7 protein-coding genes are annotated in these 14,175 nt (G+C 40.8%); all 7 read right to left on the reverse strand.

Translation table 11 applies throughout. The annotated features are described in order from the left end of the window. Nucleotides 1-6: 6 nt before the first annotated feature. The 7 genes from EDC17_RS07780 to EDC17_RS07810 all read right to left on the reverse strand — a co-directional run bounded on the left by EDC17_RS07780 (nt 7) and on the right by EDC17_RS07810 (nt 14,164). On the reverse strand, nt 7-1,794 hold the full coding sequence (locus EDC17_RS07780) for a glycoside hydrolase family 9 protein (RefSeq protein ID WP_243646080.1): 1,788 nt from the start codon (nt 1,792-1,794) through the stop codon (nt 7-9). Between the two features lie 95 nt (nt 1,795-1,889). Further along, on the reverse strand, nt 1,890-3,743 hold the full coding sequence (locus tag EDC17_RS07785; protein WP_132777526.1) for a RagB/SusD family nutrient uptake outer membrane protein: 1,854 nt from the start codon (nt 3,741-3,743) through the stop codon (nt 1,890-1,892). Between the two features lie 11 nt (nt 3,744-3,754). Further along, nucleotides 3,755-7,228, reverse strand: a complete 3,474-nt coding sequence (locus EDC17_RS07790) for a SusC/RagA family TonB-linked outer membrane protein (RefSeq protein WP_132777527.1) — start codon at nt 7,226-7,228, stop codon at nt 3,755-3,757. A 215-nt stretch (nt 7,229-7,443) separates the two neighbouring features. After that, complete coding sequence (locus EDC17_RS07795) at nt 7,444-9,276, reverse strand: outer membrane protein assembly factor BamB family protein (RefSeq protein ID WP_132777528.1); 1,833 nt, start codon at nt 9,274-9,276, stop codon at nt 7,444-7,446. Between the two features lie 53 nt (nt 9,277-9,329). Continuing rightward, nucleotides 9,330-10,799 carry a glycoside hydrolase family 10 protein gene (locus tag EDC17_RS07800; RefSeq protein ID WP_132777529.1) on the reverse strand — a complete coding sequence of 490 codons (1,470 nt, stop codon included), beginning with the start codon at nt 10,797-10,799 and terminating at the stop codon, nt 9,330-9,332. 99 nt (nt 10,800-10,898) lie between these two features. Continuing rightward, a complete protein-coding gene (locus tag EDC17_RS07805) occupies nt 10,899-12,332 on the reverse strand; it encodes a DUF4623 domain-containing protein (protein WP_165894383.1) in 1,434 nt (477 codons plus the stop codon). Nucleotides 12,333-12,364: 32 nt separating this feature from the next. Continuing rightward, the gene (locus tag EDC17_RS07810; RefSeq protein WP_132777531.1) at nt 12,365-14,164 is read right to left on the reverse strand and encodes a RagB/SusD family nutrient uptake outer membrane protein; all 1,800 of its coding nucleotides are present in this window, start codon (nt 14,162-14,164) and stop codon (nt 12,365-12,367) included. Nucleotides 14,165-14,175 lie beyond the last annotated feature (11 nt).

Raw genomic sequence — 14,175 nt, forward strand, 5'->3', positions numbered from 1 at the left:
TATCTTTTACTTTTTTTTTTGACCTTCCGCCTCTTTGGCTGAAAGCAAGTAGATTAATGATGCTGTACCATCCATGGTAGGCTCATTCGTGCTATAGTCGCCAAAATCATCATGATACACGACTAAATCACTTTGAAACTTCGCATATTCATCTTCAGCCAATAGCTGTATACCAATGAGATTGTTATAAATTGATGCGTATACCGGACCATCTACCAATCCTCCATCCAATGGATAATTATGCAAATAAGTAAGCGATGAATGCGGATGTACTGGTGTGTCCCCATCTGCCGGCAATCCGAAAACCATACTTGTACCCCAAGGATTAACCCCAAACAACCAATCAAAATTCGCTTGTTCTAACTCTTCATAAGCTGTGCTGCCCGTCAATTGTTTATACCAGTACGTTTGTATAGCAAAAGAAGTCGTCAGGTTATTGCTACACCAGATATAAGGCACACCGCGATAAAACATATTGTCCTTAGCTCTATTCCACACATATTCAATCCCCTCTTTATAATACTTTATAACTTCCTCACGTTCTTTGCCTTTGGTATGCTTCGCGAGCTCATAATGACCTAAATTGATAAAAGGATAGTATTGGTAATGATTGGCCGTGTCTCGAATCATCCACGGAGTAACGGGCTCTTGACGTGCATAATTCAGTCCTTTGTCCAAATAAGCTGGATCCTGCTTCAAAGAATACATCATGGCTTCAGCAAGTTCCATATCATCCACCCAATTATCTTCGGCATAGATATACGGAGACTTGACAGACACGGTTTGTGTCACACCGGGTTTGATATAAGCATAATCATAAGCAGATTTAGCTTTTTCTTTCAGCAATGCCGCATAGTCTTGATCTTTATCTTTTAGTAAATGATAGCCCAATGAAAAAGCACTGGTGAATTTCGCAGCTGTCGAACTTGTACCCGTCGTGTTATTCATAAATTTGCCACGCTGTTGTGGATTACCATCGATGAAATATACAGGTCTTTCATGTCCACGTCCATACAAGGAGTCCAATCCTGGCAAGCGGTATCCCGAATGATCACGGTCGTCCGCTATTTGATTGAACATCATATTAGGCTTTGGATGCATTTTTAACAACCAATCCAATCCCCATTTGGCTTCGTCTAGAACATCAGCAATGCCATTCTTACCATCCAAGCCATTAGCTTGTTTTTCGTCTCCAAAAACCTCTGGAAAATCCCGATAAGCAGCTAATAAGTGAAAGGCAGCATTGGCTGAGGTCGTCGAATATTGTAAATAATCCGAAGCGTCATGCCATCCACCACCAGCATCTATATGCGTGCTGTCTGGCAAACCAACTGAGGAGGCATACATGGTAAAACCATCATGCGTATGACAGCTATCCTGAAGATAAGGATTAAATAATGTCCGCTGCTGACGCATGTAGCGCAAGGTAAAATCTGCAGCACCCTTGTACACATCAGAATTGATTTTAAAAACCGGCGACTGTGTACCATCATCTGTTTTTACATAATATCTACCGGATTTTTGCACCCGAGATATATCTAGTCGTGCGCCACGCTCAAAAGGTCCATATTTTCCAAATATTTTATTGACTTTACCTTTGTAGGCTACTTTGTTGTTGTCTGCATCATATACCTCAAAAGATTTGATGGATTGATTTCCTTTTGAAACCCAGACCATTACTTTTTTACCTTCAGGAAGGTAGCCAAGTTGATTGATCCGAATCCAAGATTGTTGCTGAGCCCACAGAATAGTACTAGAAATAAATAAGAATAAAATAGTTGCGAAAACTTTCATAAAAAAATTAGGTATAGGAATATATATTGAATTTGTAAAAGTATAAAATTCCCCAATAAATGACAGGAAACGCCATCATTTATTGGGGAAATAAATTACCAACCCGTGGTTTGGTTGAGTGTAAAACCTCTGTCTTTATATTCGTCAATAAGCAATTGACTGATTGGTGCTAGGTAATTGCGATCTTGCACAGCCAAACGGTTAGCAAAATTTCTTACCACATAATAGCCCACCATTTCTGCGTCATTTGTGCCATTGTACGTAATGATTTGCCCTGCTGCATTCTTCACCTGCAATACATTTCTATAGCTTGGAGCGATCTTTCCAGGATTTGCGCGATCGCGTAGATCTACATTTCCGATTATCCAAGGGCCCAATCGGTAATCTTCCGACGTGAAGTTGAGATAATGCAATTTCTTCCATCTTCTAATATCTTGAATCCGCGCATATTCAAACACAAATTCCATACGTCTCTCTCGTCTGATCTCCCACATCAGTGGCGACACATCACTCTCGCGCTCCGGATCATTTGGCAAGCTAGCTAAGATCAAAGGTGCCGTTTTGGTCACACCCTTAGCAGTAGCCACATTATCTAATGGTCTATTACGGATAGCATTGATCGATCGGTCTAAATCTGATTGCGTCACCGCAACACCTCCATAAAACTCAGCGAGTATTTGTTTCGCTTCAATCCAGTTTAACACGACTTCAGCGAGACGCACAATTGGCGCATCATTTGTATTGGTGTTGGATCCCCATTTAGGAGGATAACTTGATCCGATATAGCTCAATGCTTCTCTGCCTGCAAATTTGTGTGCATACACAAAAGTACCTGAGGCAGAAGCATTCACAGTATCCATAAATGTGGCTTCAAATCGGGGATCTCTTGTTTTTGCTAAATCTTGTAGACGGAAGCTATTTGCATTCGTTACTGCCGAATTTTGCCATACTTTACCATCTACACTGATAAAATCCTTCAACAAGTCCAAATTCGCGGATCTCGCTTGGGATTCCGTACCATTGCTGTACGATCCCACCGCATGCCTTACCGCTAACCCGTCATCGTAGGTTCTGTGAAAGATTACTTCCGGATTACCCGCTAAGCTTTCGGATGCAAAAAGACTTTTAAAATCTGCCGAGAAAGACCATTTACCACTTTCCATCACATATTGTGCAGCATCACGCGCCATTTCCAAATATTTCTTTGCCCGTGTACCATCTAGATTATGATATTTCTGCCATGACCCTTCAAATAACATCAAGTTGGATATCAAGGCTGCTGCTGCATAACGATTGACATAGCCATTGCCGTCACTCTCCCGCATATTATCCAACACAAATCTAAAATCGTCATAGACTTTGTCCATCACTTCACCTCTTGGGTCACGTGTTTTGTACATATCATCCGGATTACTTACGGATACTTCTTGATCATAATAGGGAATGTCGCCAAAATTACTCACCAAGCGGGAATACTCGTATCCTCTAAAAAATCGGCCTACCGCAGTCCAGTGCTTAAAAGCTTCTTCGGAAATATTATTTTTGGCCGTTGTCTCAATTCTTGAAAGGAGTAAATTAGCCTTTCTTACCCAATAAAAATTCCAGTTAGGTCCTGGGTGTTCGAGACGAAGTACAGAAATAGCTGCGGACGAAGAACCCCCAGTTCCGGTAGGTACCGTACCCAGCAGATTCGCTTGCGCTCCTTGTGAAGTAAAATCATCAGCAAAATTATATCCCGTCAGCGGTGCATAGGCGGTACCAAACGCTGTATTATATCCTACAAAATAATTGGGATAGAAGTCGTTGGCAAATAATCTCAAATCGTTTTCATTGCGCCAATAATTGCCTTCCGAATCGGTTATTTTTGTTAACTCTGGACGGTCTAATAAACTGTCACAACTCATCATGCTGAGCGTGGAGCCTAGTAGTATATATATTATCTTTTTCATGTTGATATCATTTAGAATGTTAATTGTAATCCAAAAGAAGCACTTTTAAATGTTGGTACTCCTACCCCTGTTCTTCCTGAATTATAATTAGAAGTATTGAATATCGAATACCCAGAAACTTCCTCTGGGTCGATAGGCAAGCCATTCAACTTATCCCAGGTGAAGAAGTTTTCTAACGAAGTGTATATTCTCACTCTACTTAATTTAGCTTTTTGCGTTAACTCAAGAGGCAATGTATAACCAAGGGAAATATTTTTGATACGCAAATAAGACATATCCAACAAATATCTGCTCTGCACCTGCATATTGTTAATATCTGCTGTACCGCCATTACTGTAAGCCGCTGGATAGAAAGCTCCAGTATTATCAGGCGTCCAATAATCATTAACAAAAGTAGCCGGCATCGCACCGTCAGATACGTGCCATCCTGCCTGTGCTAGGAATCCTTGACCCCACACCTCACGTTTGCCCACACCTTGGAAGAAAATCGCAAAATCAATTCCTTTGTAATCCGCACCAAATCTGAATCCATAATTAAAACGAGGAGTCGTATTACCGATTATTGTTCTGTCACCCGGATTATCCACCGTACCATCACCATTATCGATTTCGCCATCACCATTCAAATCTTTGAATTTCACATCACCGGGACCAAAATCAAAATTTGCAGAATTCTCTAATCTTGGCTGATAGATAGGTTTACTTCCATCAGGGTTATTTTTTAGCAAATAGGCTTTTCCGCCACCGCTGGTGTTATATTTTGTCATATCTGGTGTCAGTGTCACTAATTGAGGTTTACCATCAGTACCCAAAATAAAATCATCCATTTGGTAAAGTCTATCTGTTACATAGCCCCAGATATCTCCATACACAGATCCATCATATAATGCACCTGTTACGCGAGATGGCGTATACCCGTAGACACGAGATTTGGCATCATCAAAATTGGCTCTAAGATTTATACCTAGACCATTTTCAAAACGATGATTATAATCTATCGCTATCTCAAGGCCTTTAGTCACAAGGGAGCCCCTATTCAACACTGGCGCAGATCCACCGATAGTCCAAGTCGTCCCGTCCAAAAGACCAAACATATTAGTAGTCGAACGCTTGTACCATTCAACAGTCAAACCTAATTTATTATTCAAAAAACGGGCATCCATACCTCCATTGAGTGTTTCAATATTTTCCCAGAATACTTCTGGATAGCTCAATGCTGGTGATCCTACAGATACAACTTTGGCATTATTTGCGATCCATGAACTTTCTGAAGTTTGCATATTAGAAACATATAAATCTGAAGGAACTGCCTGATTTCCAATCACACCCCATGAACCTCTGAATTTCAGGAAACTAACGACTGGATTAAGGGCCTGCATGAAGGATTCTTCTGAAACCACCCAACCTGCTGACATAGACGGAAACCATCGCCATTTTAAATCTTTAGGGAACTTTGACGAACCATCATAACGGAGGTTTCCTTCGAATAAGTATTTGTTTTTGAATGCATAATTGATACGTCCAAAGTATCCTAACTGTGCATCCCAATATTCTCCACCGCTACCCGTTATTTCACCTACAGCGAGGTCAAACTGTGGGTTGGTAATATCCAATAAATTGGTGCGTTGAGTCCAATGAAATTTACCATGACCAGTGACTAGGTTTGTACCTAAGATAAATTTGAAGTCGTGATCTGTATTTAAGTTTAGGTTATAGGTTGTAAATGCATTAAGCGTATGTTTGAATTCATCTTCCGAACGTTGATAGATATGGTCTGGATTGGATCCATTTGCCGTATATGTCTCATTGATTAAATCATACGCCAACATTGCTCCTGGACTTCCTGCCGCCACTACTTGACCATCAGAATTTACATATACCGGGTTTCCATTGACATCCTTACGCTCTCGCGGTGCTACCCAACTGTTCGCACCTGTAAATCGTGTACCGTTTCTATTCCATTTGTAATCTTCATTGGTAAAGGTATAATCCACATCTACTTTCCAATTACTTTTGAGCTGTAACGTAGTTCCCACATTCGCATTGATGTAGTTACGCTTCATTGCAGCCTTATTTGCAAATTCATTTTCACTCCACGGGCTACGAATCGGATTTCCTAATTCATCATATCCCATAGGATAAAGGGAGCTCCAGCGGTAAATGTATAACCATGGATCGGCCGTTGTAGAATTGGTCGCATAAGGATAAGATTTAATCCGTTGCGAATAAAGCATTCCTCCACGTACTGTTAGAAAATCGGTGAGGTCCGTAGATAATCTGAGACCGGCATTATATCTTGTAAAATTATCTGCATTGCCTGGTTTAATCATCCCGCTTTGATCTACTGCCGCGAAAGATGTACTATATTTTGTTTTGCCCGAAGTACCATTCACGGAGAAATTATGGGTTTTCGTAGGCGCCCATTCTCTGATCATGTACTCATAGGGATCATAGGTTCTTAGACCATACTTTCTGCCTGGAAATGCGGGGTCCACAAACCAATCTCTACCGTAGACAGTAGGATCGTTAGGACCTAATTTACCGCCATATTTATTTTCCCACTCTAATGCTTTCTCATAGCTCGCCTTATCCAATGCGTAGAAGGCTCCATACACTGTACCACCCACACGTTCTAGTGCATCCACAGAATACTTCAATGCATTAATGGTACCCATTTCAAATTTTTTGTATGGGTTTTGGAATGAGAAGTTATTCGAATAATTTATACTAGGTTTTCCTGCCGCTCCTGTCTTGGTGGTAATCAATACCACCCCTGTCGCAGCTTTAGCACCATAAATGGATGAGGCTGCAGCATCCTTGAGGACCGTAATGGATTCTACATCGTCGGGATTGACATATAAGATACTCGGTATCTCGACATTGTCCAACAATATTAAAGGCGAGCTACTTCCTGTTATTGACGCTACTGCTCCCCGGATTTTGATAACCGGATCAGAGCCGACCTCTCCACTTGGGATGGTAACGTTCAGTCCCGGGGTAGTACCTTGGATGGCACGCCCCACGTCCGTTACCGTTCGCCCTTCCAGATTCTCCTTGATATTGACAGTAGATACCGCGCCCGTCACATTACCCCTTCTCTGGGTACCGTAACCAACTACTACCACTTCATCTAATGATGTTCCTTCATCCTCTAGCACGATATTCAGACTAGAAGAAGTTACCACCACTTCTTTTGTTGCATAGCCGACAATGGAGACTCGTAGTTTGGCTCCCACATTGGCAGAAATCGAGAACTTACCGCTCCCATCTGTCTGTGTTGAAGCTCCACCCACTACGGAAACCGTTGCTCCTTCTATAGGACCCGACTTACCTGTTACAGTTCCTTGAACTGTTTGTTGGTTTGTGGATGAAAGAGTGGTGAAGGAAAGGCTCGATGGGTTGCCTCCGAAATCATTTTTTGCAGCAAATGAATAGGTCGGTAAAGACATCCCCAGAGCAATTGAAAATAGTACAAATTTTCGCATAGCCTTTTTGTATTTAAGTTTATTTTACTAGGTCAGTAACAAGAAGTTATATTAACTTCCGTTTAAAATTAGACATAAGAAAGCATTAAATCAAAATAATTATTCAAGTTTATGCGCAAAACCAATAAGAACATGAAAAAATCTGCAAAGACTCGAATACAAAAAAAAAGCAAATGAAAAATCATTCGCTTTTTGTATCAAAAATAAGGATTCAGCTAGTAGCTCAACTTAACGATTTTGCCGTCCATTGTACTGGTGATAATATAATTTTTGGCGACTAACGGTGGGTTGACCATGCCATTGGATATTTTGTATTGCCAGAGCACTTCTCCCGACTTAGGATGTACTGCAGACACTAATCCCGAATTATTCGGCACGACGATAATATCCTTATTGCTGTAGATCGCAGATGGTGTCAATTCATAAGGCAGCTTCAACGCGGACTTCCACCTTACATCCATGAAGCTCGAAGTGACAGGAACGCCTATCAGCTCCCCATCCATGGTTTTAGCATACACATGTTTTTTATCAAACGATAATCCCATAGACTCGCGCACACGGTATTCATCTTTCTTCTCTCTCCAGATCACTTGGCCTGTTTTCAAATCCAACGCCGTCATATAACGGTCCGGAGCTACAATGAATACTCGATTGTTAGCCACTACAGGATAACAAGCGGCGGCAGAGAACATCCGATTAGCATGTCCATTGTTCCACTCCCACACTAATTGGCCATTATTCACATCCAACGCATAGAAACCATTCCCCCAAGATCCAAATATGACTTTATCATCTGCAATGGTAGGCAACGTAGACACATAATTCTTCACTTGATCAAAAGTCCAAACGTCATTTCCGGTACGCAGGTCCAAACATCTGAAAATTCCATCCGACGCCCCAATATAGACCTTACCTTTATAGATATTGGGAGAGCCCAATACGGCTTTGTTCGCTTGTGCTTTCCAAATTTCTTTACCAGACTTACTATCAACTCCATAAATAAAGTTGTCTGTCGAGCCGACTACGACTATACCATTAGCAACCGCTGGGGTAGAATATATTTTTCCTTGCGTCTGGTACGCCCATACACGTTTACCGGTTCTTAAATCCAAAGCAAAAAGTTCCCCGATTGTATTGGCTGTAAACGCCAATTTCCCATCTGTACTGAAGCCAGCTCCCAAATCGCCGTCATTAATGTATTCCCACTCGACCTTGGCTTTGGTGGAATTATTAACACTAAAATCTGGACGTTTATATGCTCCTGAAAAAGTTAATTTTCCAAGAGGAAGTTTCAACCATGCTTCTTGGGTGCGGATTCCGGGATTACGTTCGTGAAAGAAGACTGAATCTGGAGTCAAGGAAATGATATTATATCCACCCACATCTGCTTTGGCACGAAGGTTCGATCTAACCATTACCCCCGGAATACCATCCCAATCGTATAATTTATTACTATGACCATGGCCACACAAAGCAAATTGAATATTGCGATCTTGCAATCTATCGACTAATTCGTACCAATTATTTAATGAAGAATCCAAAGGATAGTGATTGATCGAAATCAACGGAACATTGACATCCGGATTCGCTTTAAATATAGAGTCTATCCACACTAAATTTTCGCGCGGAATCTGACCTGGACTCATGCGCATATTCGGCCCTGAAGTAGTTCCCACAAATTGATAACCTTTGTGTTCGAAAAAGAAGGTCTCTCCGCCAAATATTTTGCGGAAGGAGTTTGCGCCGCTCTCTGACCAATTGCTGTCATGATTACCTGGAACGATATATAAAGGTTTGTTTAGACCATTGAGAATAGATTTGGCAAGCTGGAGCTCCTCATCTGACCCAAATTCGGTTACATCACCTGATAAAATAACAAAATCAATATCCTTTAGTTGGTTGATATCCGCTACCGTTCTCCGCAAATCCTCCTCACCAGAATGACCACCAATATGTGTGTCCGTGATTTGAGCAAATTTAAATGGTGTCTGTGCAAAAGTTGCGAAGAAGAAAAAACTAAGAATTAGTGCTAATAATATTCTTTTCATAAGTAAAAAAAATTAAAGGGTACCCAAAGATACCCTTTTCATTAATGATTTGTTTACTTCTTCTCTATTGTATTAGAAGCTTTACTTTCTACATGATCCACATTCACTGCCGTCACACAATAGTACCCATTTTTGGATACGGTGAGTTTATTTGAAGTCGTCACTCCTACTAATTCTCCCTCCGCTTTTAGGTTACTAAAGTAGTAAACAGCAAAGCGAATATTAGATCCAGAACCTGTCCAGCTCAATTCACTTCCACTTAATGAAAGATTACTCGGAACAGCAGGAGCAGATGCTACAGCACGACCTGCGAATGGCATAAGCACATCTTTAGCATACAGTTCAGCAAGCTTGTCTGTGATACCAATCCGGTTTGCCAAAATATCCCGAGCCGAATAAATTGCTGAACCTACTGTAAAACGGTTATTGCGTACTAAATCGAACTGGTTAACTAGCTCTTGCACGGATTGAAATTTAGCTCCTCCATCGGCAGCACCGAATTTGTAGTATCCATGTCCGATAACGACTTGTGCTTTTCCTCTAAATTGTGTCCAGTCAGCAAGATTGCGTTCGAATGGATTAGACGAATTACCAATTTCTTGATACAATTGTGGAATCAAAATATCTACCCAGCCTGACGAAGTCCACTTCGGTAGATCGGCGTATAAGGTATTGTAATTGTAAGCGCGGCTTGCCGCAGGTGAAATCGAGAAGACGACTTCTTGTTTATGTGTTTTAATGGTAGTGTGAATCAACTCAATAGCCTTGTCTACATTATCCCTTCTCCACGCATTTTTGTCGGTGAATGATCCTTTCAGTCTATTGAAATCATCATCATCAGACTTCATCGATCCTGCACTGCTAGGATCTGGATAGAAATAATCATCGAGATGCAGGCCATCGACATTGTATTTTGTAATGATATCTTTTACGATATCTGCCAATCGCTGTCTTACCTCTGGCAATGCCGGGTTGTATATCTGAATCTTCTCATGATCTACCACCCAACTTGGCGATACTGAACTATGCAAAGCTGGATAAGCTGTTGCAGCACTAGCACGTGTAGCAATACGATAAGGATTGATCCAAGCATGGAATTCTATGCCACGTGCATGCGCTTCATCCAGCATAAATCGAAGGACATCGTATCCTGGATTCTTGCCTCGTGTGCCTGTAATATTTGCACTCCATGGCTCATAAGGTGAGTCATAAAAAGCATCACCCATCCCGCGAACCTGTACAAAGACTGTATTAAATTTAAGTTGCTTCAAGCGATCCAATAAGTCTGTATATTGTTTCTTTTGAGCAGCTACTTCACGCGAAGTGGGCCAGTCTATGCTCCATACCGTAGCGATCCATGCAGCGCGCATTTCCTTCTTTGGAAATATTAATTCGGTAGCTGGAGGATTGGGATTAGGGTTTGGATCTGGATCCGTGCCTGGACCAACAGTATCCTTGCTACAAGAGTTGAGCAGTAATGCAAATGAAAGAAGCATAACGGCATAAAATGGTATCCTTTTCATCGTAATTAATTTATAATGGTTAAAAAAGGACATCTAAGCTTATCTGGGAATAAGGGTTCGATGTCCTTCAGTTATTTATTTTTTATTGAAATCTGATCATTAATCTTCAGCAACTCCACGGCCAAACTCAATAACAGCGAATCCGCCTTGAGTAGTAGCTCCGTAGATGAGTAACTTCTCATCTTTACCTGTGGCATCTTTCTCAATATAGTATCCCGCTTGGGTACCAGGAGAGCCACTTAATGCTGTAACAAGATTGTAAGAAAATTCGTGAGGCGCAACTTTTCCATTCTCCGCTGTTTGTTCTAATGCTGTTAGCGCGTCTACTATATTCTCTCCGCTAGTAATATTATACATGTATAAAGTTGCTCCAGAAGTTGCTGAATTTCTAGGCACAGTGATTCCTAACATGTAACGATGACCATTGAAAGTGAATATTTTCACGTCAGAAAAACTTCCTGGCAATGAACCTGCTTTCACAGTATATGATATTGACCCTGCATTGTTTACTAACGATAATGGTTGAGAGTGTCCCGAAAGAATATAAGACTCCGTCGTACCAATTTGAGAGAAGTGTCCCCATTGCTCATAATTGATACGAGGTGCTAATACTGTCGGTTCTGAGCCAGTCTTAAAGTTCTCGATTTTAATACGGATAATCTTTCCAGTAGCTGACATGAAGAAAGCATAACCATTACCATTTTTATCCAAATTGATAGAGAAGGTATCGCCATGACGAGGACCTGCATCTGCTAATGTAGCAACATTTATGTCGATAACTACATCAGGTGTTTGCGACGGCGATGCCCAGTGATAAATCTTCAATGGCGATGCTGCTCCACCCGAAAGATTAGCAATATAGCTATGACCGTGTACTTGAGCGCCCATATTGATGGTAAGTGTACCACCTATTACGCCTGTCATATTCAATGGAATAGGTGTTGTAACATTATTTTTGAGTTTTTCAACTTCCAATAAGTGAGGACCTAAACCCCCTCTTTCTATTACCAACACGTGCTTACCATCAAATCCTGATCCACGCGTGTTAGCTGTGACAAAGGATGGATAGATATCATTGCCTAAATCATTTTTAGAGAAATCATATACCGCTGGCGCATCAAAGTTAGCGCCATAAATAGGTACTTTGAATCGAATGACTGCTCTATACTCCTTGAATCTTGGCAAGTTTGTCACCTTTAGATAAATGTCCGTTTGTGTCTTTCCACTTTCGTAAGGAATTGCCACTACGTCTTTCTCTAATTGTGCACCTTCTGAAGTGATCGCTTCGAATTTAATATTGGAGAAATCAGACAATGTATCCAAACGAGGGAATGTAATTGTCTTTGTATTTTCATCGATATTTCCTTCCAACACTTCTGTACCACTCGCACCTGCATTCACAATCTTAATGGACTTGAGATCCGTGAATTTATCCGATTCTATATTGCCCGGAAAATCTTCCGAACAAGACACCATAGTTGCCATCCCTACTAATCCTAGGAAAAACTGACCTATAGTTCTTTTTAATTTCATATTCATATTTATAATCTATTATAAATTCAAAATTAGTTTTGAGGCCAGCCCTCAGTTTGACTTAATACGTAGCCTTGAGCTGCATATTCGTTGATTTGGTTTCTTCCTATAGGAGATAAATAAGGGTTTACATTACCTAAACCAAGGAACTGTTGTCTACCTCTATTCAACCCATAACGATAGAATCCTACCATTTTGGCTTTGCTATCTGCGTCCTCTGGATTATAAACCTCTACTTGACCATTTAATTTCACTACCGAAATGCCTGATTTAATCTCTCCTGGCAATTGTTGCGGGAAGTCTACCCAGCCACCAGCTAATAAATCTGGATTAGCATCAGTATCCATGTATGAAAGTTTAGACCATCTCTTCAAATCTTCTATTCTAGAGTACTCAAAAGTCATCTCCATACGACGTTCACGACGGATTTCCCAAATCAATGGCGTAACTGTCACATCTCTCTCAGGATCAACCGGCAGCGTACCTAATGACATAGCTGCTGTCTGCTTAACTCCACGAGCCACCGCTTCAGCTGCTAAAGGTCTCTTTCTAATTTGATTAATCGAACGATCGATATCAGCTTGTGTCACCGCTGGGTTGCCCAAAGTTGCCAATTCAGCTTTAGCTTCAATCCAGTTTAGCAACACTTCCGCATAACGTAATACAGGCGCATCTGTTGTATTGTTAGCTCCCGTATAAGGCGTTCCTGCAGCCTCGCCAGCTGCCACTCTAGCTTCTACATCACGTGGCAAAAACTTCGTAATATATAAGAATGAACCTCTATTTCTAGGTGTTGGATTAATGTGGAAACTAGCCTCTAAGCGAGAATCTCTCGACTTGAATAATTCTGATGTTTTAAATTCATCGGAACCTTCAACATCTGAATTTTGCCATACATTGCCATCTACACAGATAAATGATTTTAATAAATCCGCAGAAGGTCCGTAAGTAACATTATCAGCCAAGTTATGTGTAGATAGTAATGCATGTTTCACATTAATTGCCTCATCATACTGTCTGTACATAATCATGTCTTTGTTACCTTTCAGGTCTTCAGACGTAAATTGAGATCTATAATCGGTCGCAATAGCATATTTATTGCTATTGATAACGAAATCACCTGCTTGCTGCGCTAATTCGAAGAATTTCTTCGCGCGCTCATTATTTTTATAATAATATTTCTGCCATGATCCCTCCGTCAATGCAATACGAGAAATGAATCCTGCAACGACATAACGGTTTACTGATTGTACACCATCACTAAGTCTCACATTTTCGAAAGCAAATTTCAAATCATCGTATACGGCATCCATAACCTCATTACGAGGCGTACGATCTTTGTACAATGTAGCGTAATCTGTATCAGATACAGGTTTATCGTAATATGGTACATCACCGTAAGCAGTCACTAAATCGGCATAGCGCATCGCTCTAAAAAACTTTCCAATACCCATCCAGTGGTTATACGCTTCAGGAGTCAATATCGAAGCCATTCTATTCTCTACACGATCCAACATGATATTAATCGAACGGATATTTGTGTAGCTCCAAATTGCACTATTCGGCACAGCTAGTGTGAACTCTCCTTGATTTCCTTGACGCACTACATCATCACTGAAAGTTAATAGATAAGAACTTCCTAAAGAGAAACCTGATCCATATCCTTCAAAGAAATCTGTATAATATTTATTTGCATATAGACGAACATTCTCTTCCGTAGTCCAAGCATTATCGTCATTTGCTGATGTAAGCTGAGGTCTATCTAGAAACTTCTCACAGCTGGAAAACATCAATGCCGCTGTTAAAAGGGCTATGCTATATTTAATTTTCATAATTTTTTCCT

The sequence above is a fragment of the Sphingobacterium alimentarium genome, from assembly GCF_004342685.1.
Lineage (GTDB): Bacteria > Bacteroidota > Bacteroidia > Sphingobacteriales > Sphingobacteriaceae > Sphingobacterium > Sphingobacterium alimentarium.

Excerpts from the sequence above, each read along its gene's own strand:
- EDC17_RS07800 (WP_132777529.1), bottom strand. The coding sequence starts at position 10,799 with ATGAAAAGGATACCATTTTATGCCGTTATGCTTCTTTCATTTGCATTA.
- EDC17_RS07805 (WP_165894383.1), bottom strand. The coding sequence starts at position 12,332 with ATGAAATTAAAAAGAACTATAGGTCAGTTTTTCCTAGGATTAGTAGGG.
- EDC17_RS07795 (WP_132777528.1), bottom strand. The coding sequence starts at position 9,276 with ATGAAAAGAATATTATTAGCACTAATTCTTAGTTTTTTCTTCTTCGCA.
- EDC17_RS07780 (WP_243646080.1), bottom strand. The coding sequence starts at position 1,794 with ATGAAAGTTTTCGCAACTATTTTATTCTTATTTATTTCTAGTACTATT.
- EDC17_RS07810 (WP_132777531.1), bottom strand. The coding sequence starts at position 14,164 with ATGAAAATTAAATATAGCATAGCCCTTTTAACAGCGGCATTGATGTTT.
- EDC17_RS07785 (WP_132777526.1), bottom strand. The coding sequence starts at position 3,743 with ATGAAAAAGATAATATATATACTACTAGGCTCCACGCTCAGCATGATG.
- EDC17_RS07790 (WP_132777527.1), bottom strand. The coding sequence starts at position 7,228 with ATGCGAAAATTTGTACTATTTTCAATTGCTCTGGGGATGTCTTTACCG.